The 26,150-nt window shown below is 54.7% G+C and carries 29 protein-coding genes; 11 read left to right on the top strand and 18 right to left on the bottom strand.

Features of this window, described 5'->3' with window-relative positions:
• Positions 1 to 70: 70 nt before the first annotated feature.
• From ABSG49_RS09455 to clpB, 4 genes are all read right to left on the bottom strand, one after another.
• Positions 71 to 1,825: an ABC transporter ATP-binding protein gene (locus ABSG49_RS09455; RefSeq protein ID WP_424025879.1), complete on the bottom strand. Its 1,755-nt coding sequence runs from the start codon at positions 1,823 to 1,825 to the stop codon at positions 71 to 73.
• A 37-nt stretch (positions 1,826 to 1,862) separates the two neighbouring features.
• Positions 1,863 to 2,138, bottom strand: coding sequence for a hypothetical protein (locus ABSG49_RS09460; RefSeq protein WP_424025880.1), 276 nt, complete (start codon positions 2,136 to 2,138; stop codon positions 1,863 to 1,865).
• On the bottom strand, positions 2,120 to 2,542 hold the full coding sequence (locus ABSG49_RS09465; protein WP_424025881.1) for a pyridoxamine 5'-phosphate oxidase family protein: 423 nt from the start codon (positions 2,540 to 2,542) through the stop codon (positions 2,120 to 2,122). The genes ABSG49_RS09460 and ABSG49_RS09465 overlap by 19 nt, the downstream gene beginning before the upstream one ends.
• A 118-nt stretch (positions 2,543 to 2,660) precedes the next feature.
• Positions 2,661 to 5,252, bottom strand: a complete 2,592-nt coding sequence (gene clpB, locus ABSG49_RS09470; protein WP_424025882.1) for an ATP-dependent chaperone ClpB — start codon at positions 5,250 to 5,252, stop codon at positions 2,661 to 2,663.
• A 426-nt stretch (positions 5,253 to 5,678) separates the two neighbouring features.
• Between clpB and ABSG49_RS09475 the strand changes: the two genes are divergently transcribed.
• Complete coding sequence (locus ABSG49_RS09475) at positions 5,679 to 5,969, top strand: GYD domain-containing protein (protein WP_424025883.1); 291 nt, start codon at positions 5,679 to 5,681, stop codon at positions 5,967 to 5,969.
• A gap of 69 nt (positions 5,970 to 6,038) precedes the next feature.
• Complete coding sequence (locus ABSG49_RS09480) at positions 6,039 to 6,455, top strand: hypothetical protein (RefSeq protein ID WP_424025884.1); 417 nt, start codon at positions 6,039 to 6,041, stop codon at positions 6,453 to 6,455.
• Positions 6,456 to 6,622: 167 nt separating this feature from the next.
• Here the strand turns inward: ABSG49_RS09480 and ABSG49_RS09485 are convergent, their stop codons facing one another.
• Positions 6,623 to 7,024, bottom strand: a complete 402-nt coding sequence (locus ABSG49_RS09485) for a CBS domain-containing protein (protein WP_424025885.1) — start codon at positions 7,022 to 7,024, stop codon at positions 6,623 to 6,625.
• A 334-nt stretch (positions 7,025 to 7,358) separates the two neighbouring features.
• On the opposite strand from ABSG49_RS09485, the gene ABSG49_RS09490 reads away from it, so the two are divergent.
• From ABSG49_RS09490 to ABSG49_RS09500, 3 genes are all read left to right on the top strand, one after another.
• Positions 7,359 to 8,198, top strand: a complete 840-nt coding sequence (locus ABSG49_RS09490) for a CBS domain-containing protein (RefSeq protein ID WP_424025886.1) — start codon at positions 7,359 to 7,361, stop codon at positions 8,196 to 8,198.
• 220 nt (positions 8,199 to 8,418) lie between these two features.
• On the top strand, positions 8,419 to 8,604 hold the full coding sequence (locus ABSG49_RS09495) for a hypothetical protein (RefSeq protein WP_424025887.1): 186 nt from the start codon (positions 8,419 to 8,421) through the stop codon (positions 8,602 to 8,604).
• A 334-nt stretch (positions 8,605 to 8,938) separates the two neighbouring features.
• Entirely contained in the window at positions 8,939 to 9,574 is a 636-nt protein-coding gene (locus ABSG49_RS09500) for a DUF47 domain-containing protein (protein ID WP_424025888.1), read from the top strand.
• Between the two features lie 90 nt (positions 9,575 to 9,664).
• Here the strand turns inward: ABSG49_RS09500 and phoU are convergent, their stop codons facing one another.
• Both phoU and pstB read right to left on the bottom strand, forming a co-directional pair.
• Positions 9,665 to 10,315 carry a phosphate signaling complex protein PhoU gene (gene phoU / locus ABSG49_RS09505; protein ID WP_424025889.1) on the bottom strand — a complete coding sequence of 217 codons (651 nt, stop codon included), beginning with the start codon at positions 10,313 to 10,315 and terminating at the stop codon, positions 9,665 to 9,667.
• An 11-nt stretch (positions 10,316 to 10,326) separates the two neighbouring features.
• Positions 10,327 to 11,088, bottom strand: a complete 762-nt coding sequence (gene pstB, locus ABSG49_RS09510; RefSeq protein ID WP_424025890.1) for a phosphate ABC transporter ATP-binding protein PstB — start codon at positions 11,086 to 11,088, stop codon at positions 10,327 to 10,329.
• 275 nt (positions 11,089 to 11,363) lie between these two features.
• Here pstB and ABSG49_RS09515 point away from each other — a divergent pair, with 275 nt between their 5' ends.
• The 3 genes from ABSG49_RS09515 to ABSG49_RS09525 all read left to right on the top strand — a co-directional run bounded on the left by ABSG49_RS09515 (position 11,364) and on the right by ABSG49_RS09525 (position 13,146).
• Positions 11,364 to 11,609, top strand: coding sequence for a DUF2769 domain-containing protein (locus ABSG49_RS09515; protein WP_424025891.1), 246 nt, complete (start codon positions 11,364 to 11,366; stop codon positions 11,607 to 11,609).
• A 189-nt stretch (positions 11,610 to 11,798) separates the two neighbouring features.
• Positions 11,799 to 12,587 (top strand): hypothetical protein, encoded by a 789-nt coding sequence (locus ABSG49_RS09520; protein WP_424025892.1) that lies wholly within the window; start codon positions 11,799 to 11,801, stop codon positions 12,585 to 12,587.
• A 313-nt stretch (positions 12,588 to 12,900) separates the two neighbouring features.
• Positions 12,901 to 13,146, top strand: a complete 246-nt coding sequence (locus ABSG49_RS09525; RefSeq protein ID WP_424025893.1) for a DUF2769 domain-containing protein — start codon at positions 12,901 to 12,903, stop codon at positions 13,144 to 13,146.
• A gap of 81 nt (positions 13,147 to 13,227) precedes the next feature.
• On the opposite strand, the gene ABSG49_RS09530 is transcribed toward ABSG49_RS09525, so the two are convergent.
• The 4 genes from ABSG49_RS09530 to ABSG49_RS09545 form a co-directional block, all read right to left on the bottom strand.
• Positions 13,228 to 13,803 (bottom strand): DUF3159 domain-containing protein, encoded by a 576-nt coding sequence (locus ABSG49_RS09530; RefSeq protein WP_424025894.1) that lies wholly within the window; start codon positions 13,801 to 13,803, stop codon positions 13,228 to 13,230.
• Between the two features lie 21 nt (positions 13,804 to 13,824).
• A complete protein-coding gene (locus tag ABSG49_RS09535; protein WP_424025895.1) occupies positions 13,825 to 15,195 on the bottom strand; it encodes an NAD(P)H-dependent oxidoreductase in 1,371 nt (456 codons plus the stop codon).
• A 19-nt stretch (positions 15,196 to 15,214) separates the two neighbouring features.
• Positions 15,215 to 15,487, bottom strand: a complete 273-nt coding sequence (locus ABSG49_RS09540) for an AbrB/MazE/SpoVT family DNA-binding domain-containing protein (protein ID WP_424025896.1) — start codon at positions 15,485 to 15,487, stop codon at positions 15,215 to 15,217.
• Positions 15,488 to 15,638: 151 nt separating this feature from the next.
• Positions 15,639 to 16,052, bottom strand: a complete 414-nt coding sequence (locus ABSG49_RS09545) for a pyridoxamine 5'-phosphate oxidase family protein (RefSeq protein ID WP_424025897.1) — start codon at positions 16,050 to 16,052, stop codon at positions 15,639 to 15,641.
• A gap of 563 nt (positions 16,053 to 16,615) precedes the next feature.
• On the opposite strand from ABSG49_RS09545, the gene ABSG49_RS09550 reads away from it, so the two are divergent.
• Positions 16,616 to 16,861 (top strand): hypothetical protein, encoded by a 246-nt coding sequence (locus ABSG49_RS09550; protein ID WP_424025898.1) that lies wholly within the window; start codon positions 16,616 to 16,618, stop codon positions 16,859 to 16,861.
• A gap of 44 nt (positions 16,862 to 16,905) precedes the next feature.
• Here the strand turns inward: ABSG49_RS09550 and ABSG49_RS09555 are convergent, their stop codons facing one another.
• From ABSG49_RS09555 to ABSG49_RS09585, 7 genes are all read right to left on the bottom strand, one after another.
• Complete coding sequence (locus ABSG49_RS09555; RefSeq protein WP_424025899.1) at positions 16,906 to 17,682, bottom strand: tetratricopeptide repeat protein; 777 nt, start codon at positions 17,680 to 17,682, stop codon at positions 16,906 to 16,908.
• Positions 17,683 to 18,493: 811 nt separating this feature from the next.
• Positions 18,494 to 19,381 (bottom strand): ATP-binding protein, encoded by an 888-nt coding sequence (locus tag ABSG49_RS09560; RefSeq protein WP_424025900.1) that lies wholly within the window; start codon positions 19,379 to 19,381, stop codon positions 18,494 to 18,496.
• Positions 19,374 to 20,216, bottom strand: a complete 843-nt coding sequence (locus ABSG49_RS09565) for a 2Fe-2S iron-sulfur cluster-binding protein (protein ID WP_424025901.1) — start codon at positions 20,214 to 20,216, stop codon at positions 19,374 to 19,376. The genes ABSG49_RS09560 and ABSG49_RS09565 overlap by 8 nt, the downstream gene beginning before the upstream one ends.
• Entirely contained in the window at positions 20,213 to 21,904 is a 1,692-nt protein-coding gene (locus ABSG49_RS09570; RefSeq protein WP_424025902.1) for an NADH-ubiquinone oxidoreductase-F iron-sulfur binding region domain-containing protein, read from the bottom strand. The genes ABSG49_RS09565 and ABSG49_RS09570 overlap by 4 nt, the downstream gene beginning before the upstream one ends.
• Positions 21,901 to 22,386: an NADH-quinone oxidoreductase subunit NuoE family protein gene (locus ABSG49_RS09575; RefSeq protein ID WP_424025903.1), complete on the bottom strand. Its 486-nt coding sequence runs from the start codon at positions 22,384 to 22,386 to the stop codon at positions 21,901 to 21,903. Before ABSG49_RS09575 ends, ABSG49_RS09570 begins: the two co-directional genes overlap by 4 nt.
• Before the next feature lie 37 nt (positions 22,387 to 22,423).
• A complete protein-coding gene (gene cooS, locus ABSG49_RS09580; protein WP_424025904.1) occupies positions 22,424 to 24,313 on the bottom strand; it encodes an anaerobic carbon-monoxide dehydrogenase catalytic subunit in 1,890 nt (629 codons plus the stop codon).
• Positions 24,314 to 24,327: 14 nt separating this feature from the next.
• The gene (locus tag ABSG49_RS09585; protein ID WP_424025905.1) at positions 24,328 to 24,942 is read right to left on the bottom strand and encodes a 4Fe-4S dicluster domain-containing protein; all 615 of its coding nucleotides are present in this window, start codon (positions 24,940 to 24,942) and stop codon (positions 24,328 to 24,330) included.
• 185 nt (positions 24,943 to 25,127) lie between these two features.
• Between ABSG49_RS09585 and ABSG49_RS09590 the strand changes: the two genes are divergently transcribed.
• Entirely contained in the window at positions 25,128 to 25,310 is a 183-nt protein-coding gene (locus ABSG49_RS09590) for a hypothetical protein (protein ID WP_424025906.1), read from the top strand.
• A gap of 121 nt (positions 25,311 to 25,431) precedes the next feature.
• On the top strand, positions 25,432 to 26,150 hold a 719-nt coding region (locus tag ABSG49_RS09595), incomplete at its 3' end, for an aldo/keto reductase (RefSeq protein WP_424025907.1).

Here is a 26,150-nt window from a genome sequence, read left to right on the forward strand (position 1 = left end):
GTGGGGGCGCTCCGGTCTCTGGCTGGAAACCCGGTACGATGCAAGAGTACTTTTGCGCTGTCCGGTACGATCAATTCACGATGTCTCTGCGTTCACCGATCTGCTGGCGCCACATTGCGTAATACAGACCCTTCTGGTCAAGAAGACTCTGGTGAGAACCTGTCTCAACGATCTTTCCCGCCTCCATGACATAGATGACATCTGCGTGCAGTATGGTAGACAGACGATGGGCGATCAGGATGGAGATCTGGTCCCTGCTCGTGGAAATATCCCTGATCGTATTTGTTATATCCTCCTCGGTCAGGGAATCGAGTGAGGAGGTCGCTTCATCAAAGATTAAGAGGCGGGGGTGACGCAATAAAGCCCGGGCAATGGAGATACGCTGTTTCTCCCCTCCTGACAACATCATACCGCCCTCCCCGATAAGAGTGTTAATACCCGGAGCAGAACGGATCAGTATCCAGTCACACGAAGCCTTGTGTAATGCATCCCTCAGCTGCTCGTCGGTCGCATCCGGCATGACGAACAGGAGGTTCTCCTTTATCGTACCCGAGAACAACTGGGCGTCCTGCGTCACCACACCAATCTGTCGCCGTAACGGATTATACCTGATAAGGGCAGAGGGCTGGCCATTGAAATATATCTCCCCGCTGAGAGGTCTGTACAACCCCACCAGGAGCTTCATGAGCGTTGACTTGCCTGCACCGGAAGGACCGACAAACGCGATCGTTTCGCCGGTTTTAACGTGAAAAGAGATCCCGTCGATGGCATTATACCGGGCACTCCTGTGACGGAAGACGAGATCCTCAAAACGGATATCGTTCAGCTCTTCGATCTCGATCGGGTTTTCCGGTCTTATTTCAATCGGCTTCTGCATCAGCCGGTCGAAATTATTCATGGATGCTTCGGCCTCGCGGTAATTCACGATGATGGTGCCAAGGTCCTGCAGCGGTACAAAGATGATCGCGGTGATGGCCTGCATCGAAACCAGTTCCCCCGTGGTAAGGACGTTCCGGAAGATCAACCAGAGGAGGATGAACAATATCGACTGCTTCAGGATGGAAAGCGTCGTTCCCTGGAAAAACGTCAGGAGGCGGATCCGTTTTACTTTTATCATCTCCAGGTTGAAGATCTTTAAATTCCGTTCCCGTAATCTCCGGATCTCAGGGAAGGTCAGGCCAAGGCTTTTCACGAGCTCGATGTTCCGGAGGGATTCGGTGATCACCCCGGCGATCTCATTTGTCTCACTGTTGATCTCTCTCTGCGTTGTCTTGATCTTCTTCGAGAGCAGCCAGGTGAGCGATCCGAGAACGAGGATCCCGATCACAAAAACAGGTACCAGCAGCCAGTTCTTGGTGATGGAATACGCGAGGAGAAAACCAATTCCCACGAAAGCGGAGAAGAGGACATTGATGAAGGCCGTGAAGAAGGTCTGGGTATCCGACTGTACTTTCTGCAATACCGATAATGTCTCGCCGCTCGTCTGCTCCTCGAATTCGTCATAGGAGAGGCGGAGCGTCTGCTCCAGGCCGTCGTTGTATATCTGCATCCCGAATATCTGTACTGCGAGTCGGACAAAATAATCCTGGAACGTTTTTGCAAACCGGGCGAGCACCGCGATCACAACGGCCACTCCCAGCCAGAAGAGCACACCGGAGACCAGTGCATTTTCTGTGAGGTTCCCCGGGTTTAAGGCATAATCATCGATGATCTTCCCGAAAATTATCGGATCGACAAGGTTCAGTATCTGGCTGGCACCCGCTAACACGAGTGCGGCAATGATAAGCCACTTCTGCGGCTTCAGATACTTCCAGAGGATCGTCATTTTTTCTGGCAAACCGGCGTTATTTTACTGAGTGCTGTTAGTCCCCGAACCGGATCTTCTGTTTTGGTGCGAAGTTCGTCGCCACCCTCAGGACATAAGCCTCACCCTTCCCGAGGCGGAAGAGACCCAGCTCGGGCCCCTCAGCTGATCTGTTCTGACGGGAGCGGCCTGGCGGCAGAGCGGGGATCATTGCGGGTAGAGCGGGTGCCTTATGAACACGGATGTCCGGAGTGATGACTGAAGGATACGATCTCCCGGGATCCTTAATCAGGACGATAGCGGATGAGCGTCCCGTCAGATGGATTTTTCCCATCCCTGGCCCGTGTCGACAAGGGGGCGTATTTCTGTTACTTCAAAGGTTATCGCGGCATGGATCATCTTTTTTGCGGCGTCCTCCCCGATCACTTTTCCAATCTGACCTATATAGGCGTCCAGATTGGGGCCGCTTGTTGCACATGCCTTCATTTTCAGGTATACCCGGATCCCCTTCCACTCCGCGAGCGTCTTACCCGGTTCTATGATCATATAGACCGCATAGGGATTTTCCTGGAGATTTTTAAGGCTGCGGTCCTTCCCCAGTCCCATGACCACGGTCTTTTCGTCGAGCATCCGGGGTGAACCGAACATGGCCGCATTGACCTTACCATTTTTGGATGCGGTACTCAGACTTCCAATCCTCGGTGATTTATTGAAGTAGTTCATGAGTTTAGCTGGCATTCGATGTAACTCCTTACAGCATCGGAATTATTGCTCCTGCCTTAAAAAGTACGATGCCGGAAAAAAGAGAGGCCTATGGTCGTCAACGGTCCGGGGAGGAGACCTCGCAGGTCCAGGTTCAGGTATTCCTGAACATCAACTTTCCTTCTTTCTCGTCCACCACGATCTCCTTGTCTTTGTGTACTGTTCCTTCCAGGATCATTTTTGACAGTGCATTCAGCAGGTTCTTCTGGATCACCCGTTTGATCGGCCGCGCACCGAACTGCGGGTCAAAGCCCGTGGTGGCGATGAACTGGACGGCTTTCTTGGTTGCCCTGAGCCGGACATCGCTCTTCGCGAGCATCTTCTGGACGTTTACCAACTGGAGCTCGACCACCGTCTGGATCTCATCCCTGGTGAGCGGTTTGAACATGATGATCTCATCGATCCGGTTGAGGAATTCGGGACGGATGGTCTTCTTGAGCAGGTCGAACACCTCCTGTCGGGTGCGCTCGAAAACCTCGTCCCGGTTTTTGTCGGTGACATGCTCCAGGTTCTCCTGGATAATATGTGACCCGATGTTCGATGTCATGATGATAATGGTATTCTTGAAATCCACCGTACGGCCCTTGTTGTCGGTCAGACGGCCGTCGTCAAGAACCTGCAGCAGGATGTTGAACACATCCGGGTGGGCTTTTTCGATCTCATCCAGGAGTACAACAGAGTAGGGCTTTCTCCGGACCGCTTCTGTCAGCTGCCCGCTCTCTTCATATCCCACATAGCCCGGAGGCGCTCCGATCAGCCTCGAAACGGTATGCCGTTCCTGGTATTCCGACATATCGATCCGCACCATGCTGTTCTCGTTGTTGAACAGGAATTCTGCCAGGGCTTTTGCCAGTTCGGTCTTTCCGACACCGGTCGTCCCGAGGAAGATGAACGAACCGATCGGACGTTTTGTGTCCTGCAGCCCGGCACGGCTCCGTCGGATTGCATTGGAAACTGCTTCGATGGCCTCATCCTGGCCTACGACACGCTTGTGGAGTTCAGCCTCGAGGCTCAGCAGTTTCTGTTTCTCGCTCTGCAGCATCCTGCTCACCGGAATGCCGGTCCAGCGCGAGACCACCTCGGCAATCTCCTCAGCCCCGATTTCCTCGTTCACCATCGCGGAGTCCTTCTGCAGCACGGTCAGTTTTTCCTTCAGGTCCTCCATGCTCTTTTCGATCTGCGGGATACGACCATAGCGGATCTCTGCCACCTTGCCGAGGTCGCCGCTGCGGTTGGCACGTTCGGCCTCGGATTTCAGGTTCTCGACCTCAGTTTTTTTCGACTGGATCTGTTCAACAAGATCTTTCTCCGATTGCCACTTTACCTTCAGACGGTTTCGTTCCTCGGTCAGGTTCCCGATCTCCTCGTTCAAAGACTTCAGTTTTCCCTGGTCCTTCTCCCGTTTGATGGCCTCACGTTCGATCTCCAGCTGGTGGATCCTGCGTTCAATCGTTTCCAGTGCTTCCGGTTTCGAGTTGATCTCGAGGCGGAGTTTTGATGCAGCCTCGTCGATCAGGTCGATCGCCTTGTCGGGAAGGAAACGGTCGGAGATATAGCGTTGCGAAAGTTCAACGGCGGCGATGATCGCCTCATCCTTGATCCGTACATGGTGATGGGTTTCGTATTTCTCTTTAATGCCGCGAAGGATTGAGATGGCATCCAGCGTATCCGGCTCATTGACCATCACCGGCTGGAAACGCCGCTCGAGCGCTTTGTCCTTCTCGAAATATTTCTGGTATTCCTTCAGGGTCGTTGCGCCAATGACATGCAGTTCTCCCCGTGAAAGCGCGGGTTTGAGGATATTGGCGGCGTCCATGGCGCCCTCGCCACCGCCGGCCCCGACCAGGGTATGGATCTCGTCAATGAACAGGATGATCTCCCCTTCAGCGGATATCACTTCCTTGATCACGCTTTTCAGCCGTTCCTCGAATTCTCCCTTGAATTTTGCCCCGGCAATCAGGGCTCCCATATCGAGGGAATAGATCTGCTTGGTCTTCAGGTTATCCGGCACATCCCCGTCAATGATCCGGTGAGCGAGACCTTCGGCGATCGCAGTCTTCCCCACGCCGGGTTCCCCGATGAGGATCGGGTTGTTCTTCGTCCTCCGGGAAAGAATCTGCAGCACCCTGCGGATCTCTTCGTCCCGGCCGATAACCGGGTCGAGTTTCCCGGTGCGGGCAAGATCATTCAGGTTCCGGGCATATTTTTCCAGGGATTCATAGGTCTCTTCGGCGTCCTGGCTGTTCACTGTCGTTCCTTTCCGCAACTGGCTGATGGCGGTTTTCAGGTCTTTCTCTGTGACCCCGTTCTCCTTCAGCAGCCGTGATGTGCTGTCGTTCACTGAAAAAATTCCCAGGAGAAGAATCTCCAGTGAGACAAATCCATCCTTGAATTCCTGGGAAAGTGCGGTGGCTTTGTCCAAGGCTTTTATAGCATTATTTGAAAAGCGTTGGTCCCCGCCACTGACTTTAGGGTAAGAATCGATGATCCGGTCGAGCGCAAGTGTGAAATTATCAATGTTCACATTCAGTTTCTTCAGGAGGTTAGGAATGACATGTTCGTCAACCAGAAGCATCCCCTTCAGGAGATGCGAGGTCTCGATGGCCTGGTTCTGTTTTGCCGTTGCAATTTCCGTTGCTTTAGCTACAGCTTCCTGGGATTTGATGGTGAAATTGTTGAAATTCATGATGGTGGTTGTCCGTTCTTTGTTGTTCGTAATTCACTATACGCTATGCGTAATAGCGCTTTTTCTTGTCAAATAGTTTGTTAATACGGCAGGTCAGCAGACCTGGTGTAGGAAAAGAGTCATCAGACTTTTCGACTTCTGACAGGTTCGAAGACCCTTCGGGTCTTCTCGTTTCTCGGGTCTGATGATCCTCGAAATTTCGAAGATTTTCAGGGAAATCTTCTCTTCCTCGATCCGGACGTTGATTCAGACAGAAGTTACGAGCATGGGGGGAGGTCCCGTGCCCATCATGCGACCTCCACGGAGAACCAATACCCAGAGATTTCTCTGTCTTGATACAGCACTACCCTCAGACAGGATGGGGGGCTGGTGCCGGGTCTTCACATCCGAAAATTTTATTACCACCATGCGGGTAAGGAATCCCGTATGACAATCTACGTGATGCTCGGGAACCTGAAAAGTGCTGCGTTTGAAAAATTTAACAGCATTGAAGATCGGGACAAGAAAGCGGCAAAGGTTGTCGAATCGCTGGGGGGGAAAATGATCTCCCTGTATTACACGTTCGGCCGGTACGACTTTGTGGTGATCATCGATATGCCTTCCAAGGAGAACATGGTGAAATTCCTGTCGATTATCGCGAAGTTCGGGACCGTCCGGACCCAGACGTTAGAGACCATTCCCGCTGAAATGTTCTATAAGATAACAAAAGAGGTCTGAACGGCCGGTCAGGAAAGACCCGCCTGCAGACGCTAAAAACCACCGTACCGGATCCCAATGGACAGAACTATGACGCCAGACGATGCACCCCCAAAGAATCATCCCGCAACGAACCGTTCCCTGAAACGAAACCAGCATGATGGCGAGCAAACACAAAAGAGGCCATCCCGCAAAAAAACCGGGTCAGCCGCGCCTGTCACACGTCCTGAATGCCTCCTCATTGACGGGAAGGGGTCCTGTCCGGAGTGGGAGGCACTTCTTGTGCAGTACCCGATGATCGACTCGGTGCAACGGGAGGATTTCCCGGAGCATGGTGCCAGTTTTGCCTACCTGGCGCATTTCTACCGCACCGCTCATACTGCAGAAGAAAGTTCCCGTGCGCAGGAGGAGTTCGAGGATTTCTTCAGGGCGATTGGGTACACATACGATTACTCAGGGAATTTCGAATCCCGCTGGTTTGAGGGTATTGGCATCCACATCAGGTAAGGTGTGGGACGCTAAACGTGGACAAAAAAGGAACCGGGCCGGATACTTTTCCGGCCTGCGATTTTTTTAGAGAGAAATTTTGAAAATTTTTTGTGGGATTTTTATTTTAATTTTTTTTCGCGTCAGATCGGAGCCTTCGGATCTTTTTTGCGGCCGGGCGTATCCTTTCACCCTCCCAGCCGGAAAGAACCAGGAGGGAAGTGGTAGAAATACTCCTCATACATCTCGGAGACATCGGTGTCATCGGGAGGTGAATAGGGTTTTGGTGCGTACCCGAGAATCTTACGGATATCCTGCCGGACAAAAAAAGAGCGGCGGGAAACGATGGCACGCTGGTCCTTTACCCGAACGGGAAGCCGGTGGATATGGTGATGGCAGAGATGGCAGACCACGAGGATCCGTGTTGAGGGATCCCGCACCATCTCCCGGTACAGGCGCCGGGAGATCCGGTGGATCTCGAGGAACGGGAGTGCGAAGTATTCAGAGCAGAGTTCACAGCTCCCCTCAACGGCAAGTTTGAGCTTTCTTTCCTGCACCGCGGTCAGTCCGGGGTATTCAGCCACCTGCATGATGCATCACGACCCGGGGGTCCATCCACTACAGACACATTCTCGTCCCAACAATAGAATTTTTCGATCGTAGCAAGCATGAGACGTAGAAAACATGAGAGCCGGTATCCGGCAGCGAGCCTGCGGGCAAAGGGGTGCGTCTTCGTTTGCCCGATCACCGAAAAAAAAGCGGATCTGATATGAAACAAACCGGAGTGTAGTAAGAGCAAACGAACGAAAGCGAGGATGCGCGATTCCACAGAATCTCTCATTATCAGTGAGGGGAGGATCAGGTTTTTCCTTTACCTGAGAGAACAGGCACCGAAATCTTTAATTTCTTGAACTCAATTCTCACATGGGAGTGATCTGTATGACGGTACCTAAAAAATCTGCCATTGAATTCCCGAGCGTGCTCGATCAGGCCTACAAGGAATCCAGACGTCACCTGAAAGTAGGCGACATCATGAGCCGCAAGGTCATCACGACAACTCCTGAGACCACGATGATTCAGGCAGCAAAGATGATGGGTGAAAAGCACATCGGGAGCCTTATTGTCGTAAAATACAAAACACCTGTTGCTATTGTGACGGAGCGGGACCTGCTCTCCAAGGTTCTTGCATGCAATCTGGACCTGAAAAAAACGCTGGTCGGGCAGGTCATGTCGTATCCGCTCATCAGGATATGTCCGACGTTCAAGATCAGGGAGGCGGCACGGACCATGATCAATAAGAAAGGGCGACTGGTTGTGTATGTATGTGGCAAGCTTGCCGGGATTATTACCGCATCCGACCTGATCCGCGACATGCCCGAAGCTCCGGAGACCTCGCTGATTGTCGATGATTTTATGACAACGGAGATTGTCAGCGTCAATGAAGATGAAACCGTTCGCTCCGCAGCTGAAATTATGGGGAAAAACCGGGTCGGCAGCGTGATTGTCACCCTTGATGGAAAGCCATTGGGGATATTTACCGAACGGGACCTCCTCTCAACATTCATGGTTCATTCACGATCGCTTGATACTCCGGTCGGTGAAGCATGTTCCGGACTCATGACAACAGCTCCTGCCGGTATCAGTATCCATGAAGCAGCAAAGATAATGGCTGCACAGCATGTCCGGCGGCTTCCTATTATGAAAAAGAAGCACATTGCCGGGATAATCACCGCACGGGACCTGGTAGAAGCATATGCAAAGTAATCATTTTGCTTAAAATACCCGTCCTTTTTTTGTCCGGTACTGTTCCAATCGTGCGGTACCATCTCTCAATTTTCTTGAGATGCGCGATCTCTCGCTCTAAAACTTAGTATGTATTTTTTCCATTACTCCCTGTGACCCAAAAGCGGGAACCGTGAGATGAAGGGTAGGGATTGTTCCACAAAAAGATGTATCTGCAAAAAGACTCCAGGAGAATATAACCATGGCGGAAAAACCAAAGTGTGCACTGTGTGGGAAGGACGCAATCGGGTTCCAGTCAATCGGGTGCTCTTATCTCAATGTCTGCGAGGGCCATGCCGACAGCCATATCCTTGCCCTCATACCCGGTGAAAAACAATCGTTTGGTGAATGTTTCTTCTTCGAACGGTTCGGTGCGACCGATACATGATCATTTCCCTGCATGATGATGGTTGCAGTTCCCCCGCGACCCGGAATAATTGTGAATGACAGAGATCGTTTTTGTGCTCCTGAGGGTTTAACCGGATATTCGCCAGGCGGTGATCGTGAGAGGGGATCTGCCCAGCTTCAGTGATGTGAGGGGGCCGGGCCATGCTCAGGTTTTTCCCGGCCCCGTGCCCTGGACGGGGGTGTGGCCCGGAGGGATCACCGTAATCAGTTATCTTCTACGCCTTGGAAAAGAACTGCCCGTATTCTCATGACTTCTGGTAATTTTGACCACTATATTATTAATCTGTCATGCACGATACTACCGTGGTTTGTGTATGGGTCTCAGACAGTGGTTTATTCCTCCCGACCGGGAATTTTTCGATCTGCTCGAACAACAGGCGGCCATCGTTACCCAGGCAGGACACCAGCTTGTTGACCTCACCAAGGATTTCACCAAAGTCAAGGAGAAGCGTCATGCGATCGAACTCCTTGAGCACAAGGGTGACGACCTGACCCATGCAATCTTTGAACGGTTAAACCGTTCCGGGAATCCCCCGCTTGCGGCCACGGAGATATCCGCGCTCACATCCTCTCTCGATGAAGTTCTTGATTATATCGACGGATCAGTCGAGAAGATGCTCTATTATGGCATCGAATCACCGGATGTCTCTATCATCGAGCTGGCAAAGCTGATACACTTGTCAGCTGTCGAGATCGAAGGGGCGGTCAAATGCATCCGTTCGATCAGGGATCCCAATTATATCAGGGAACGCTGTATTGAGATAAACCGGCTCGAAAATCTCGCAGATGATGTCCTCGCTGAGGCAATCACCAACCTCTTCCGCACGAATGATCCCATGACCGTGATCAAGCTGAAAGATATTTATGAATCGCTCGAGATCGCCACCGATAAATGCGAGGATGTGGCCGATGTACTGTCGGATATCGCATTCCGGCATTCGACATTATAATTTTGGATGCTTTCCAAAAAGATTGTTTTTAATTTAATACGGTTTTTTGTCCATCCCGATTTTTTTAAGAGTTTCAAAGCACGTGCCGGATTATTTGATCTCGATCCGTTTCCCGGTCACCATGTAATGGACGTTCTCTGCCATTTTACAGGCATGGTCTCCTGACCGTTCGAGATACCGTGCGACCATGATATAATAGGTTCCCCGGGTAATCGTCTTCGGGTTCTCCATCATAAAGGTGAGCGTCTCCCGGAATACCGAATGCCACAGCGAATCAACGGTATCGTCACGCCGGGAAAAATCTTTGATTGGCTCGATACTGTCAGCTTCAAAGGCATGGATCGCATCATCGATCATACCGGTCACCAGTACTGCCATATGCATTATCGGGAGAGGCTGTACAAACTCAGGCTGGCCCTTGACATGCTTGACCATGTTCGCGATATCCTTGCCGTATCTCCCGATCCGTTCGGCTGAAGAAAGGATCTTGAGCATGCAGGCGATCTCCCGCATATCCTTTGCCATCGGCTGGTACAGGGCAATCAGCTGGTATGTCCGTTCCTCGAGCTCGATCATGGTCTCCTGGACATGTTTTTTGCGGGATGCAACCTCCTTTGCTGCTTCGGTATCTTCCGTTGTCAGCGCCTTCAGGGCGTCGCACATCATGTTCCTGGCAAAGCGGGCCAGATCCAGCATATCTTTTTTCAATGTGTTCAGTTCTGTATGAAATTTCTCTGACATCTTTGCTCCACCTACCCAAACCGCCCGGTGATATAATTTTCCGTAAGGTCTTCATCCGGGTTCTCGAAGATATGATCGGTCTGCCCGAACTCCACGAGCTTCCCCAGATACATAAACCCGGTAAAATTACTCACCCGTGCTGCCTGCTGCATATTGTGCGTGACGATGATAACCGAATAGTCCTGTTTCAGAATATCGATCAGCTTCTCGATCTTGGCTGTCGCTATTGGGTCGAGTGCAGAGCAGGGCTCGTCCATAAGGATGACCTCCGGCTCCACCGCAAGCGTGCGTGCAATACAGAGACGCTGCTGCTGGCCACCAGAGAGGCCGAGCGCCGGGCTGTGCAGCCGGTCCCTGACCTCGTCCCAGAGCGCCGCATCGCGAAGACTTTTCTTTACAATCCTGTCAAGTTCTGCTGGGTCCCTGATCCCGTGGACACGGGGGCCGTACGCGACGTTCTCGTACACCGATTTCGGGAACGGGTTCGGCTTCTGGAATACCATGCCGACCCTCTTCCTGAGCTGCACGACATCCGTTCCCGGTTCGTGAATATTCCGGCCGGAGACCATAATTTTGCCCGTGATCTTCACGATGCCAATCAGGTCGTTTAACCGGTTGAAACAGCGGAGCAGCGTGGATTTGCCGCAGCCGGAGGGGCCGATCAGGGCGGTGACCCGGTTCCTTGCAACACTCATGGAGATTGACTGGAGGGCATGAGTTTCGCTATACCAGAGGTTCAGGTCATGAGTTGTGATGATCGGTCCTTCGGTCATGGTACTCCCCCTCTGTAACACAACAGATTGTTGCTGATGAAAATACTGCGGCCGGCAGCATAAAAAAGTATCCGATATCATCCTTTCCGGCGGAAATGGCAGGAGTGCTGACGGGAAAAAAGCGGGTCCTCCGCTTCCGGTGGGGGCCAGACCGGTAGCGTGGGCTGGCCGGTGCGGTGGGGGCACCCCCCGGCTGGCTGGATCGGACTGCAGCCAGCAAAAACCGGAAAAATCAACAAGAAGCCTATTATTTATCATCGCACTATCCACTCATTATGATGAAAACAGGCACGACTATTGTGGAGGATACGGAAGAGAACCGGCAGATCTGCAGGAAGACCTGCCGGGCATGCCCGACCTACAAACATAATTCCCTTGAACGATATCAGCCCGACACACTCTTCTGCGCACGCGGAACATCCCAGGTCCCGTCAAAGAAAGGGGGAGAATGCTTCTGCCCGGCCTGCGAGCTCTTCGCGAAGCACAGTCTCGTCATCGGGCACTTCTGTGTCAAGGATTAGATGATTTTTTTATCCTGCTGATTATCCGCGGAGTGGCCAGAGGAATGCAGCTGGTGCCCTCGGCCGTTGTGGAGGGGGCTCTCTCCCCCCCCCGCGATTGCCAAAGGGGCACGGGACTCTGCAAGGAGTGGCAGTCAGGAAAAACAATTCCAATCCTTTTTCCCCAGACCCCGTCAAGAGAGAATTATCATGAACCGAGAGGAAGAGATCCGGTCTGCTGTTTTTTATGCGCTGATCGTGATCGCGACATGCATCGCATTCGGGGCAATGTTCGTTGTTATCCATGAATATATTCACAGCACCACCGCGTATCTCATGGGACATATGCAGAGTCCCCTCGACATCGTGTGGGGGAACCTGGTGACCCTTGACGGATGGGACGAAGGAGTCTCGTATTCCACCATGTTTGCTGCGGGGCAGGGTGTCGATGCAGCGATCATTGCGGTAATGCCGCTCATCCTTCATACTGTTGTCGTCATCGGGGGACTCTGGCTCCTCCTGTCCGGTGCACTGGTCCGGAAAAAGTGGTTGTTTCATATCACCTTCTGGCTCGTCATCGTCAACCTCATGGAACTGGTTGCCTATATGCCGGTGAGGGCATTTTCCCTGCATGGCGACATCGGGAACATCAACCACGGCCTCTCGCTCTCCCCATGGCTGCTCTTTCTTGTCCTGACTCCCCTGATCCTTCTCGGGCTGTATTACCTGTACGGGCGAGTGCTGCCCCGGATGTATGTTATTGTTGACGGGGGATCGCACCTGGTACAGTACGTGATCCTCATCTTTTCCGCGTTCTACCTCTTCCTATTCCGGGGGAGCATCCATAATGCACTCAGTTTCTCTCCCGGCATGGAGTGGTTGACAGGGCTCTTTGGGTATGCGGCATTCATTGTAGTCCTGTATTTCTGCAGGCCGGGCATGCCAGGGGTCATTGAGGCAGAGAAGAAGTTTACGGAAGGGATGAACCGGGGGGAATAAGAACTGGGCCTTCCGGCACAGTGCGGGCATGTACCAGAATCATTTTTCCTGTACAATTTTCCCGTGGGACTTTCCTGAAAACAGGTTTGCCGGAGCCGGGTACTGGCCGGCTCCCACTTTGAAGAATTCTTCCGAATTCTTCTCATTGTCGAGGTTTTGACAAACCTCTCCAACATGGCGGTTCAGCCGTGGGCCGGCGATCGTGTGGCGTTTGGCACTCGCCGGTGATCGCGAAGCGGATAGACCGGGTGCTGGAGAAATGGGAAACCTCCATAAAAAGATCTATTATCCATTATCGCACACTTTTTTTATCATGTTCAGTTCAGACAAACCCGTTGTAGAGAATACCGAAGAGAACCGGCAGATCTGCAGGAAGTACTGCACGATATGCCAGAACTACAAGCGTCATTCCCTCGAAAAATACCAGCCCACTGAACTCTTCTGCGGGTGCGGGGGGTCATCGGTCCTGTCAATGAAAGAGATCGGCTGCTTCTGTCCGGCCTGCGAGCTCTTCACGAAACACCATCTCCGCGGAGGATATTACTGCGTCAAGCACTAGACTTTTTTTATCCTTCTGATTATTCCCGGGGCGTTACCGGGACCCCCCGGTTTTGCCATCGTGATGCGCAATGTCCGTTTCTTACGTGCCGCTGCACCGTGATGCGGAAGAATGTTTTTTCTGTATATATCCCGGATACCAGACCGTGAAGATGATGCCGGCGATAAGGACAAGGTACGTGAGCGGCGAGGTAATCCACCCTGCAGAGTGCGGGAATGCGAACGTGAGATAACTCAGGATGAGGTTGATCACAAAGATGCTGCCCCAGACACCCGTCATCAGGACGTTTACCCGGATAAAAACCGGGTTCTCCCAGAGCGTCCGGTCCACCATCTCCCGGGCATACTGCAGCGTGAAGGGTATTTTCGCAAGGATCGATCCGAAGGTGACTGCGGCGAGTGCCGCATAGATCAGCATTCCCATAACGGGGAGTATCCCGGTCATGCCCAGGGCCCCGACAGCGACGATCAGGGAGCCGAACAGCACCAGGGTTGCCCAGGTCAGGATCCTGCCTTTCCTGAGATCTGCATAACCGGCAATGACGGTGACGATCAGCGCAGCCCCGAGTGCAAAAATCACGCTCAAGACGGAACTTCCCGCAAGGACACCGTAGACGATCAGAGGGACAAACCCCAGCAGGATGCCCGCTTTTTTCATCTATTGTTCTCCAAAAAAAACTCAGGCATCCCTGAGCACCGGTCCAAAAGGCTCGATCATGTGGCGTTTCATATCGGCAAACACTTTTTTCCGGAAACCGGGGATTCTCGTTAAAGGGATGAGGACTGCATTCATGCACCGGGTCTTCAGGTCAACCCGAGGGAAATCGAACATCCCGTGTTCATCATAATACCGGTAGTCAGCCTGGAACACGAATCTCATTCCTGCGCAGATATTATCCCGGAATATCTTGTGGCCCCCGACCGCGTAGAACGTGTGGGGGGGGATGTACCCGGTCTCTGCACCCTCCACGAGCCTTCCTGCCAGGGTGTCGAGCAGGGCATCGAGGTCCCCGGATCCCTGCACTTCGTCGGTTACGAGATGTGCATGGCACCCGCCGTTGTCCGCCCATGCAGCAAGCGCTTCCTTGAGACAGGGGATCTGGCTGACCGGGCCGGCGATGACGAAACCGATCTGTTTACCGGCAAGCCCCGGCGTATGTCCCTTGAAGAAACTCCGGTCAAAGAACTGCTTCCATGCGGACGAGAGGTAGCGGTCGTGCACCGAACCTGCGAGGAGGATGATATCTGCCGGTACCAGCCAATTCTTATAAAAATCAATATACCCGTCGGTGTACACGCAGGTATTGTCATAGCCGCACTGGCAGCACCCGAGGCACCCGCCCCGGATGTCGAGCCCGTGGAGGTTGATGAGATCAACAGGACCGGAAAAACCGGTGCGGAGCCGGCCGGTCATTGCCGTAAGGTTGGGCGAACTGCCGTCATCGTCAGTGACAATGACCACCTTTTGTGTACCTGCCTGAACGGTTTTTTGTTCCATACCCGGAACATACGCAAAGGACGACCGGACGAGCGGCGCGTTCTCCCGCTGGACGGGAATCTTCTCCTGTACTGCGGAGAAGACCAGGGATGCGAATTTTTCCAGCCTCCGGCGTTCCTCATCCTTTAACAGGTCCCTCATTTCCGCGGAATAAAACCCGAGGTACTTCATCCCGAGATCGTCGCTGATCGCATGGATGTAGGCATGGGCGGTCTGGTCGAAGAAATGGATCGATGTTGAGAGCGCTGCGGCATATTTTCCGGCAAATGCATCCTCTGCCTTCCGCTCGAAGACCAGTTCAATAAACCGTTTGTACTGGGAGCAGACCAGCATGACATAAACAGGAAATGCCCAGAGGACCATATCCGCGGACCGGATGGTGTCGAGCATTTTGTTCCAGACCGTATCATCCTTCTCGATCTTTTTTATTTCGTGCGCGATGTTGAGAATTTCATAGGAATGCTCCGGGAATTTCTTCCGGATATACGCAACATACTGCATCGTAACACTGACATCACCCTTGGGGCTGCCATTCAGTACAACAATTTTCATGATGATTCCCTGTCCGCACTTATTCATCCGGTTTGCTTGTGCTGTCAAGGATCTTCCGTGCGAATTCCTGGAGGGCATCTGCTCTTACGAGTGCAATGCCGCGTTCCACATCGCCGAGGACCAGCAGAATATCGCCCTGTTGTATACCGAAGATCTCGCGGGCTTCTTTTGGGATCACAATCTGCCCGCGTTCGCCGACCTTCACGCTGCCGAACAGGTGCCTGGTCTTCTCCTTCCGTGGTGCGATCATCTCGTCAACCAGATCCTCTGTCCCACATTTCTTACTTTTCATACTTATCATATTTGTATGACTGATTGTATTTATCATTTTCCCCGCGGAAGATATGAGCTGGCATACCAGCAGCAGGCGCTCTGATAGTTCCGGCCGCAGGCGTGGTGCGGGCCCGGCCCTACCGTTTCCAGAAGATTACTTTGGAAGCATCTCAACGCTTCCAGACTTCTCTTCTCCTCATGGACGGGGTGTAGTAGATGATCTCGCTTGCAGTGAAGCGCAGAACAACGAAATCGGGGTTGTCTACCGATTGGAAGTACGGTACGAACATCGGGTTCCAGTACTTCTTTTTGGTCGCGATATCGTCGTGGATCTCTGCCTGTGCCTGGATCTCCACGTACGGGTTGGTGATCTCTTTTCCCGACCACATCGCAATGGCCACATCCGTGTTCTTCTTCAGCTGCACTACCTTCCGGGAGCTCTTCATCGTCCCCCCGACAAGAGTCATATCGGGAAAGCCGATAAGGAGCATGAACCGTACCGCGGGTTGGTTCCCGTCCAGCGTGGCGACCGCGGCCGTGTGGGAGCCGCCGATGACTTCCAGGATCTTCTCCCTGAGTTCCATGCTGCACCATCATCCGTTCCGGGATAATAAACAATAGGTTCGTCAAAAAAACAGGCATTTCCCTTAACGGCAATGCTGCTGTCGGCAAGAGCATCCGGTATCCGGCTGGAGCCCGTGTCGGTGCTGGCACTGCTCCGTCGGAGACACCATTCCCGGAAGAGTAGTTCGAAGAACTCTGATGAGTTCGGTCGAAGAACTTCGTTCGTTCGAAGACCTTTGGTCTTCTCCTGCTTCGGGTCTGATAACCCTCAGCATTCTCCTGTCTCAAGTCTGATGACGTTCAACATTCTCATTCTCCCATCACCCTTGCGGGCGATGTGAGTACTCCCCAAATAAGCCCTGTGCGGGCTCCGCTTCCCCCTTTTCTGGTATCCAGGAGGACAAATTCGCGAAAACACGGCCGTAATTACAGGACAAATTCGCTGGAAAATGACCCTTTTTCCGTCGTAAACACTACGCCCGGAATTACGGACGCTAATAGACGCTAATGGAGGGCCGATCGTTTTTCAAACAGGCTGGGGTAGTGGAAATTGAATAGAACCCCTGTTTCGCGGTAGGCTGGTATGAACGTCAGGGAATACCCGACTGGAGAAGATACCGAAGGGATCTTTGACCTTGGGCTCATATCGGAGAAACCTGATGATTTCTCCTTATCCTCCAGGTCTAATGACCTGTCAGATTTAAAAAAATTCAAACGCGATCACATGGGTCGATTAAAAATTTTTGATCGCGATTGTAAAAGAGGATACCCCCCCCAGGTTTTTTCCGGAAGTGAGTCAACCGCCCTCACATTTTTCTCAGGAAGGTGATGACTTCTTCGATCGCACGGTATTTTCGGCAATTTCCGGATTTTTTACCGGAGCACCCGCCCGCTGACCGTACCGTGGTGGTGGCTGCCGGTCAGCTCCCGGTATTTCTGGAAACAGGCCGCCGCCTCCCCGTCCCGCCCGAGTTTTGCAAGGACCAAACCCTTGTTGTGCCAGGTCAGGGGGTCCCGCGGGTCGGCTGCAAGCGCCAGATCAAACAACCGGAGGGCCTCATCTTCCTGCCCGAGGCTGGCAAGCGCAACGCCGAGGTTGGTCTGCACAACGGCAACATGCGGGCTCATTGCGAGGCATGCCCGGTAGGCATCCGCCGCCTCTTCATACCTCCCAAGGTCTGCAAGCGACACCCCCTTGTTGTATAACGCCTTCGGGTACCGCCCCGATATCGCAAGGAGCCGGTCGTAACATTCCACAGATTTCTCACCATTGCCCGCAAGGTAATGCGAGTTTGCGAGGAAGAACCAGGCCTCGGCATGATCCGGGAAGAGGACGATGGCCTTTTTGAGGCACCCGGCGGCGCTGGTATAGTCCCCAAGCCGGTAGTGCCCGAGGCCCATCTGGAACCAGGCATCCGCAGAGCCCGTGTCAGCATCCGCAGCTTGCCCTGCGAGCGAGAGGGCATAGGACATGAAGCCCAGCCGGTCAACGGCCGCCGCAAGGCCCAGGAGGTACCGGCTTTCCCGCGGGCGGACCTCCAGTGCCCGTTCGAATGCATCGATGGCCTCGAGATACCTCCCCGCGGTAACCTTCTGCGTGCCTTCGAGGTAGAATTGTTCGGCGGGATCGGTGATGCTGGTGTCGCTCATGCTCCTGGAAAAGAGCTCCGGCTGTGGGGATATAACGGTTGTGGGGCGGGAAATTTCATGTTGGAGAAATGGTGTAATTCGAAATAACCTCCGTCAGAGAGGGACCGGTACCGGTCTGGAGGTTACAGCTATAACCTTGTGGTTCTGCCCCGGTCATCGGAGGTTGGACGTGGGCCCGACTCACCTGTCCACAAGATCCGTTTAATTTTCAGAGCCAGACCCTTTCGAAGATACTAAAAGGTATCTTCTCATTCTCCAAGTCTGATGACCCGTCGAATCTGAAAAATTTTTAAGCACGGGTCGACCCCGAAGAAACCTGAAGGTTTCGGTCGGAGACCTAGGGTCTTCGAAGAACTTCGTTCTTCTCATCTCTCAAGTCTGATGACTTTCGCGATTCTCCTGCTTCGGGTCATATGACCCTCAGCATTCTCCTCCTCCAGGTCTGATGACATGTCGGATTTAAAAAAATTCCGGACGCGATCATATGGGCCGGTTGAAAATTTTTGATCGCGAAAACGATCGCGTTTGATCGAAGAATTTGATGGTTCTCTTCCTCTTCCCGGTCTGATGACCAGTCAGATTGGAAAATTTTAATCGCGATCAGTCCGATAATCCGGAAGGTGCTCACGTCTGATTGACCTTTGTTTCCCGTGGAGATTTTTCACACTCGCAATCGCGATCAGTGGGGTCATTTGAAAATTTTTGATCGCGATTGGCCGGACTTCCCATGATTACCAGCATCTTTATGCGACCTGCTCACACTCATCGCTGAACGCGTGCTGCCATGCCAGTCCGGACCCTGCTGATTTCATCAGATCTCCTGATGATAATTTTCCAACCGTGCCTGGAGGGTCCTGAGGTGTTCCATAAACGGCGATGCCCCGGCCAGCACCGGCCTGACATCGGGCTCGCATGCGATCAGGCTCTCATCATACGGCAGGTAAAACTGTCCGGAAAAGAGGTCCACGCTGTCGCCCAGGATCTCCTGTACCTTGCGGATGTCGTTTTCTGAACGTACCCGGTTGATCACGAGGTAAACCGAGCGGATACCCAGCTCCTTTGCGAGCGAGGCCGCGTGCCTGACCACCTGCACTGCATTGAACGTCGGGTCAGTGATCAGCAGTGCCTGATCAAATCCCCGGGCAATGGTCCTGCCGAAATGTTCCACCCCCGCCGGGGTATCCATCAGGATCACCTCGCCTTCGCGGAGGTTGATGTACCGGATGACAGCCTCAAGGAGCGTATTTTCCGGGCAGAGACAACCGGTGGCTGCCTGCTCGACCGTACCCATGACAAGGATGTTCACCCCGCCCGGGCCTTTTGCCCCGAAACGCTCCACCACATCCGAGACGTCCGGGTTCAGCTTCAGCATCAGCCCCCACCCGGCGCCGGGGCGGGCACCGGTCTTCTCCTCTACGTAATCGAAATTTTTTGCCAGCGGGACGATCCGGTCGCTCTCTTCCCGGGGAATACCGATTGCATACGGCAGGTTCATCTGCGGGTCTTCATCCACGGCGAGGGTGGTAAACCCATCTTGAGCAAACAGGTGGGCGAGGAGAGCGGTGATCGTGGTCTTGCCGACCCCGCCTTTTCCGGTGATGACGATACGGAAGCCCCGTTCCTTTCCCGGGTGTGTGTTCTCCCGAAGTTTCCGGGCAACCCCGGCCATCTTTTCCCGGTCAGCCCGCGGGTCAGCCATGGTTGCCCGCACCGCCGCTCCCTGCGAGGATCTCCTCCCGGGCAATCCGTTTTCCCCGGCACGCCGGGCAGAGTGCGGCGATCTCTTCTTTCAGGGAGGGGGTGATCCGTGCAAGGGTGGCAATCGCGAGGGCCTTTGGCGCATAATATTTGCCGCAGCAGTCGCACAAGGCCAGCGGGACTTTTGTGGCACTCCAGGACTTCATGACCCGTGTATCCGCAACATCCTCCATCTCAACGGCATTGGTCGGGCAGACCTTGACGCAGGCACCGCACCCATAGCAGTCTTTTGTCGGTTCGAAATACGGCGTATTGACCACCGTATACGGCCCCCGGTTGATGAACCCGATCGCACCGGCACCCATGATCTCGTTGCACGCCCGCACGCACAGACCGCAGAGGACACACTTGTTGCCCAGCGAATCCGTGGTGTCGAGCTTTTTCAGGAACCTGGTCTTGGTCACCCCGTACCGTGCTGCCATCGCCTTGATGACTTCCGACTTGGGCGCTTCAGCGAGATAGAGCTCGAACAGGATGTTCCGGTGTTTCACTATCTCCGGTGTATCGGTAACAACCTCCAGCCCCTCTGCTGCCTGCAGGGTGCAGGACGTGGTCATCTCCCGCTTCCCACGTTTTACTACTTCGACCATGCAGAGCCGGCACGCACCGTACGGGTCAAGGGACGGCTCGTAACAGAGGTGAGGGATCGCGATCTTCTCTCGGAGGGCAACCCCAAGGAAGATCTCCCCTTCATCCGCCCGGTACGGTTTCCCGTTGATCGTCATTGTGACCTGTTTCTTTGACGCGCCCGTGCTGCTGACTCCCCCGTGCGTCATGGTTTCACCAGCGCATCGTATTCTTCCCTGAAATACGCAAGGGTTGTCAGCACCGGGTTGGGTGCCGTCTGGCCAAGCCCGCAGAGCGATGTTGCCACTATAGTGTCGGACAGGAGTGCAAGGGTTTCAATATCTTTTTTCGTACCCTTCTTTGCCATGATCCGGTTGAGAAGGAGGAGCGAGTGCTTGAGCCCCTCCCGGCAGGGGACGCATTTCCCGCAGGACTCGCCGGTGGCGAAGTTGATGAAATAGCGGGCGATGTCCACCATGTCCGTGTCCTCGTCCATGACCACAATGCCCCCGGAGCCCATGATCGAGCCGGCCTTGTTGAGATTCTCGAAGTCCACCGGGGTATCGAACAGCCGGAGCGGGATGCAGCCCCCCGAAGGTCCCCCGGTCTGGACGGCTTTCACTTTCTTGTTATTCGCACCGCCATTGCCGATATCGGTGACGATCGTATTGAGCGTTGTCCCGAGCGGCACTTCCACGAGCCCGACCCGGTCGACTTTCCCTACGAGCGAGAACACCTTGGTGCCGGTGTTGCCTGTTGCCCCGATACGGGCGTACCAGTCGCTGCCGTTCTGTATGATCACCGGCACATTGCACCAGGTCTCGACATTGTTGAGGTCCGTGGGGTACCCGAAGAGCCCGCCCCCGATATCGGTCAGCCGCGGCGGGCGGGGGTGGGGCCGGCCGGTCCTTCCCTCGATGGATGCCACGAGAGCAGTCGATTCACCGCAGACGAATGCACCGGCACCGGTTGCGATCCCGATATCGAACGAGAATCCCGTGCCGTAAATGTTGTTGCCAAGGAGCCCGTACTCCCGTGCCTGCCCGATGGCGAGTTTCAGCCGTTTGATGGCGAGCGGGTATTCCGCCCGGATATAGATGAGGCCTTCGGCAGCACCCATCGCATACGCACCGATGATCATGCCCTCGATGAGCATATGGGGGTCGCTCTCCATCTCGTTCCGGTTCATGTACGCGCCGGGGTCGCCCTCGTCGGCATTGCAGATGATGTATTTTTTGTCGGCCTTTGCATCCCGGGTGATCCGCCACTTGAGGCCGGTGGGAAAACCCGCACCGCCCCTGCCCCGGAGCCCGGACTTCTCCACTTCCGTGATGATGGCCTCCGAATCCATCCCGGTCAGCGCCTTCATGGCTGCCGAGTAGCCGCCCACCGCGATATACTCGTCGATATCTTCCGGGTTGATCAGGCCGGCGTCCCGCAGGATCACTTTCTTCTGGCCCTTGAAGAACGGGACCTTTTCATAGAGAGGAATTTTGGTAAATCCTTTTCCGTACTCAAGGGTGCAACCCGTGATATGGTCCCATGACGGGACCCGGCACAGGGCCTTGTCGGCCGGCACCTTTCCCTTCCGGACCTGCTTTACGATCTCCTCTGCATCCGCCTCGGTGACCTTGTGCAGGATCACGAGCGGTTTATTCGGGATACTGATATTCACGAGCGGCTCTTCCTTGCAATAGCCGATGCAGCCGGTTTTTGTCAGGACAATATCCAGATTGTCCCTTTTGATGATCTCCTGAAGGCGATCGTACACCCGGTTGCCGCCGACCGCGATCCCACAGGTGGCAAGCCCGACCGCGATCCGTGGCTTTCCGGGCTGGAGCTTCTGTAATCCGGCCTGCCGTGCAGCCTCCAGGCCGGCTGCCGATGTGATCTTCATGGTTCCCACCCGTACTCTGCAAGGATCGCCGGGAGGTCTTCCTTTGTTGCATAGCCGTAGAGGTTCCCGTCAATCCGGAGGACGGGCGCCATGCTGCAGGCGCCGAAACACCGGGCGATCTCCAGGGTGAATTTTTTGTCCTCTGTCGTGATGGAGAACTTGCCGTCCTCCGAGGTGTCGCTCTTGATCCCCAGCATCCCTTCAAGGGCCTGCAGGATCCCGGGGGCGCCTTTGACATGGCAGGCCGTCCCCATACAGACCGTGATGACATGGTCGCCGACCGGCGTCAGGCTGAAATATGAGTAGAAGGTGGTAAGGCTGTAGAGCTGCGAGAGGCGCACGTCCAGTTTCTCGGAAAGCATCGCGAGCGTTTCCCGGGGAATGTACCCTTCCTGGTCCTGGATCTCCCCGAGGATACCGAGAAGCCTGCCGGACGGGGCTTCATACCGGGCAATAATGGCATCGAGTGTTGGTTCGTCCATGGTGTCCTCAAAAAAATGGATATCCGATGGTGTCCGATCAGATCCCAAGCGCCTTTCTCTTCCGGTTGATCTCGGCTTCGAGCAGGTCGGCCGCCTTGATCGGGTCGGGTTCAATGGCAAACGAGGCATTCACGATGCCGGTGAGCTGGCTCGCGAGGAGGTTTGTCACATTGGCGCTGCCGAAGATCTTGGGCGCGATGCCAAGGACAGTATAGACTCCCGATGCAACAAAGTACGTCCCGATCGAGATCGCTTTCTGCGAATACCATTCGGGTGCGGCGCCGCCCAGCGGAAGATCGCTGATACCGACATTGAGTTCCTTTGCGATGTTTGCGGCGAGCACGAGGATACGCGAGCAGTCAACGCAGGAGCCCATGTGGAGCACCGGCGGGATGCCGAGCGCGTTGCAGACTGACTTGAGCCCGGGTCCCGCCATGTCTGCTGCTTCGGGGACGAGCAGGCCCGCCTTCCCGCATGCAATCGCGGCGCATCCGGTCTCGACAACAAGGATGTCCCGTTTTATGAGTTCTTTTGCGAGCGTGACATGGCCGTAGTCCTGTTTGATCTTCGGGTTGTTGCAGCCGACAATGCCGACAGCCCCTTTGATCTTCCCGGCAACGATGGCATCGATCAGCGGCTTGTACGTCCCGCCGAGTGCCTTCCGGATCGCTTCTTCCGAGAAGCCCGACATCAGCTGCATCGGCTTGTCCGGGATCCTGACCCGGTCCGGGTTCCGGTTCGCGAAGTTGTCGATCGCGAGCCCGATGATCTCCTTTGCCGTATCAAGGCCGGTCTCCGGCCGGAACTCCTTGTAGATTGAGCCCGGGATCTTCGCCTTCCGGCTGGTGGTCACGACTTTTGTGTGGTAACAGCCGGCCGTCTGGGTTACCGCGGGGAAGATGCACTGGTAATCGATCACCATGGCCTCAATTGCCCCGGTCGCAATCACCAGTTCCTGGTCGAAGAAACTGCCGGCAAGGGGGATGCCATGCCGCATTAAGAGTTCGTTCCCGGTACAGCACATCCCGGCGAGGTTGATACCCGTTGCGCCGGCGTCCTTTGCGCGTTTCACCAGGCCCGGGTCTTCTGCTGCCTTCACGATCATATCGGAGAGGACCGGGTTGTGCCCGTGGAGGACGATATTGACCTTGTCCCTGCTGATCGTGGCAAGGTTGATCCACGCCTTCAGTGGCGTCGGGGTCCCAAAGAGGATATCGGAGGCATCGGTTCCCATCATCGAGCCACCCCACCCGTCGGAAAGAGCCGTTCTCATCGCGTGCAGGAGGATGTTTGCGTAATCGGAATCAACGCCCATGTGGATCCGGTGCATGGCCTCGACGACTTCCCGGTCGATACCCCGGGGCATAATCCCCGCCTTCTTCCATACGTCTTTGGTCTTCTGCGGGGCACGCTCGGTCATCTGGATCCTGTTTTTCAGCGTTCCGTACTCTTCGAGCAGCGCCCGGGCAAGCTCGCCGGCGATCTCTTCTTTTTTCCGGCCGGCCGTTTTTATCCCATACTCCGTCGCGACCACGTGCAGCTTGCCCTCATCGAGGATCTGGTATCCCTGTGCCCGGCCTTCCGCGGTCGCGAGCATGGCCTCGACGACCTCGCGCCCGTGATCCGAGTGGGCGGCAGCGCCGGTGGTAAGATCATCGAGCACGTTCCGTGCGACGATGAGATCGGCATCCGCGCCGCAGACACCCCGGGTCGGTTTTTTCCCGAACGGCTCGGTCCGGCAGGGCCCCATGGCACACCGGTTGCAGCAGACGCCGAGGTTCCCGAAGCCGCACTGCGGCTGCTGGCCGGCGAAACGATCCCAGACGGTCTCGATACCGTCCTCCATGGATTTTACCATGATCTCCTGGTCAGCCTTGTCACTCGCTCTCGCTTCAGCAATTTTCTTATTCGCAGATGTATCGTACATGTTTATTTCCCCCCTCAGTTCTCTCCCGCAAGTTCAGCTAGCCGTGCCCTGATTGCCCGGAATGCCTTGATGTTTGCCGGCATCTTCGGCGCCTCGGCCCCGGTCTCCTGGGCCGTGATCAGCCGCAGGGTGAAGTCCTTCCTGCTGGAACGGATCAACTCGTCCGCGTCCCCGAATGTCAGGGCGCCGGTCTTGCATGCCTCGGCACAGGCAGGAATCGTCCCGGCCCGCTGCCGCTCGATGCAGTTGTCGCATTTCGCGTTGACCTCGCGGTCCGTGTCCAGCTGGTGGACCCTGCTGAACCGGATGATGCCGAACGGGCAGGCCATTGCGCAGACGGCACACCCGATGCACCGTTCATACCGGATGAGGACCGAACCGGTCTCTGCATCCCGCACCAGTGTTTCGGTCGGGCAGACCTGCATGCAGGGTGCCGGATCACAGTGCCGGCACCGGTTGGGAAAGGTCAGGTAATGCATTCCCGTTTCCACGTAGACCCGCGGCTGCGACCGTTTCTCTTCCGAAACCGCATCGAATAATGTTTTGCTCTTCGCGTGCTCGATCGCACACGCGACCTCGCAGTGCCTGCACCCGATACACAGTTCAGGCGTTACAAAAACCGTTTTCATGCAATGGAACCTCCACATTCCCGTACTCCCGGGCCGGGAACCGCTCACTCTGAAATATCTGATAACAGCCTACTTGCGAACTGGAACTATATACGACTTTTTATGTTACACCTGAGCCGGCCTGCGGCCGGGGAACGTGAGACCGAAAAGATGTACCTGCACAAAGATTCCAGGAGATCATAACCATGGCGGAAAAACCCAAGTGTGCACTCTGTGGGAAGGATGCAATCGGGTTCCCGTCAATCGGGTGCTGTTTTGCCTATGTCTGCCGGGACCATGCCGACAGCCTCCTTCTTGCTCTCAAGCCCGGTGAGAAACAATCGTCCGGTGAATGTTTTTTCGAACAATTCGGTACAACCGATAGCTGATCATTTCTCCGGATGATGACCGATGCAGCTCCGTCAGCAGCTGCCCGCCCATCGCTTTTTTCACGGAAAATTTATCTGGTACTGCATAGGTATTCACAATCAGAGATCGTGGTGAAGGAACATGCTCTACCGGAAAATGAACAAGGCAGCACCGGAACTCTCCATCCTCGGATTCGGATGCATGAGACTTCCTCAGACTGAAAACGGGCAGATCGATGAGGACCATGCCACAAGGATGCTCCGGTATGCGATCGATCACGGGGTGAATTATGTTGACACGGCATATCCCTATCATAATGGAGAGAGTGAACCATTTGTCGGCCGGGCACTCGCCGGGGGGTATCGCGAAAAAGTGCACCTCGCTACCAAGCTTCCCAGCTGGCTGGTCACGTCCCGTGGGGACATGGACAAGTACCTCGATGAGCAGCTTGTCCGGCTGAAAACCGATCACATTGATTTTTACCTGGTGCACGGGCTCAACACGATGTTCTGGGAGAACCTCTCACAGCTGGGCATCACAGACTTCCTGGACGATGCGATCGCCGACGGCCGGATCCGCTATGCCGGGTTCTCGTTCCACGATAACGTGCCGGTCTTTAAGAAGATCGTGGATGCGTATGACTGGACGTTTTCCCAGATCCAGTACAATTACATGGACGAGCACTACCAGGCGGGAACGAAGGGGCTGGAATACGCGGCGAAGAAAGGGCTCGGGGTCGTTGTCATGGAACCGATCCGGGGCGGCCTGCTTGGGCGGGATCTCGCAGGAGTGCGGGAGATCTGGCAGCGGGCCAAGACCCGGCGAAGTCCTGCCGGATGGGCGCTCCGCTGGGTCTGGAA

This window comes from Methanoregula sp., from assembly GCF_049510175.1.
GTDB lineage: Archaea > Halobacteriota > Methanomicrobia > Methanomicrobiales > Methanospirillaceae > Methanoregula.

Coding starts and splice junctions, on each gene's coding strand:
- ABSG49_RS09455 (WP_424025879.1), bottom strand. CDS start 1,825: ATGACGATCCTCTGGAAGTATCTGAAGCCGCAGAAGTGGCTTATCATT.
- ABSG49_RS09460 (WP_424025880.1), bottom strand. CDS start 2,138: ATGGGAAAAATCCATCTGACGGGACGCTCATCCGCTATCGTCCTGATT.
- ABSG49_RS09465 (WP_424025881.1), bottom strand. CDS start 2,542: ATGCCAGCTAAACTCATGAACTACTTCAATAAATCACCGAGGATTGGA.
- clpB (WP_424025882.1), bottom strand. CDS start 5,252: ATGAATTTCAACAATTTCACCATCAAATCCCAGGAAGCTGTAGCTAAA.
- ABSG49_RS09475 (WP_424025883.1), top strand. CDS start 5,679: ATGACAATCTACGTGATGCTCGGGAACCTGAAAAGTGCTGCGTTTGAA.
- ABSG49_RS09480 (WP_424025884.1), top strand. CDS start 6,039: ATGACGCCAGACGATGCACCCCCAAAGAATCATCCCGCAACGAACCGT.
- ABSG49_RS09485 (WP_424025885.1), bottom strand. CDS start 7,024: ATGCAGGTGGCTGAATACCCCGGACTGACCGCGGTGCAGGAAAGAAAG.
- ABSG49_RS09490 (WP_424025886.1), top strand. CDS start 7,359: ATGGGAGTGATCTGTATGACGGTACCTAAAAAATCTGCCATTGAATTC.
- ABSG49_RS09495 (WP_424025887.1), top strand. CDS start 8,419: ATGGCGGAAAAACCAAAGTGTGCACTGTGTGGGAAGGACGCAATCGGG.
- ABSG49_RS09500 (WP_424025888.1), top strand. CDS start 8,939: ATGGGTCTCAGACAGTGGTTTATTCCTCCCGACCGGGAATTTTTCGAT.
- phoU (WP_424025889.1), bottom strand. CDS start 10,315: ATGTCAGAGAAATTTCATACAGAACTGAACACATTGAAAAAAGATATG.
- pstB (WP_424025890.1), bottom strand. CDS start 11,088: ATGACCGAAGGACCGATCATCACAACTCATGACCTGAACCTCTGGTAT.
- ABSG49_RS09515 (WP_424025891.1), top strand. CDS start 11,364: ATGATGAAAACAGGCACGACTATTGTGGAGGATACGGAAGAGAACCGG.
- ABSG49_RS09520 (WP_424025892.1), top strand. CDS start 11,799: ATGAACCGAGAGGAAGAGATCCGGTCTGCTGTTTTTTATGCGCTGATC.
- ABSG49_RS09525 (WP_424025893.1), top strand. CDS start 12,901: ATGTTCAGTTCAGACAAACCCGTTGTAGAGAATACCGAAGAGAACCGG.
- ABSG49_RS09530 (WP_424025894.1), bottom strand. CDS start 13,803: ATGAAAAAAGCGGGCATCCTGCTGGGGTTTGTCCCTCTGATCGTCTAC.
- ABSG49_RS09535 (WP_424025895.1), bottom strand. CDS start 15,195: ATGAAAATTGTTGTACTGAATGGCAGCCCCAAGGGTGATGTCAGTGTT.
- ABSG49_RS09540 (WP_424025896.1), bottom strand. CDS start 15,487: ATGAAAAGTAAGAAATGTGGGACAGAGGATCTGGTTGACGAGATGATC.
- ABSG49_RS09545 (WP_424025897.1), bottom strand. CDS start 16,052: ATGGAACTCAGGGAGAAGATCCTGGAAGTCATCGGCGGCTCCCACACG.
- ABSG49_RS09550 (WP_424025898.1), top strand. CDS start 16,616: ATGAACGTCAGGGAATACCCGACTGGAGAAGATACCGAAGGGATCTTT.
- ABSG49_RS09555 (WP_424025899.1), bottom strand. CDS start 17,682: ATGAGCGACACCAGCATCACCGATCCCGCCGAACAATTCTACCTCGAA.
- ABSG49_RS09560 (WP_424025900.1), bottom strand. CDS start 19,381: ATGGCTGACCCGCGGGCTGACCGGGAAAAGATGGCCGGGGTTGCCCGG.
- ABSG49_RS09565 (WP_424025901.1), bottom strand. CDS start 20,216: ATGACGCACGGGGGAGTCAGCAGCACGGGCGCGTCAAAGAAACAGGTC.
- ABSG49_RS09570 (WP_424025902.1), bottom strand. CDS start 21,904: ATGAAGATCACATCGGCAGCCGGCCTGGAGGCTGCACGGCAGGCCGGA.
- ABSG49_RS09575 (WP_424025903.1), bottom strand. CDS start 22,386: ATGGACGAACCAACACTCGATGCCATTATTGCCCGGTATGAAGCCCCG.
- cooS (WP_424025904.1), bottom strand. CDS start 24,313: ATGTACGATACATCTGCGAATAAGAAAATTGCTGAAGCGAGAGCGAGT.
- ABSG49_RS09585 (WP_424025905.1), bottom strand. CDS start 24,942: ATGAAAACGGTTTTTGTAACGCCTGAACTGTGTATCGGGTGCAGGCAC.
- ABSG49_RS09590 (WP_424025906.1), top strand. CDS start 25,128: ATGGCGGAAAAACCCAAGTGTGCACTCTGTGGGAAGGATGCAATCGGG.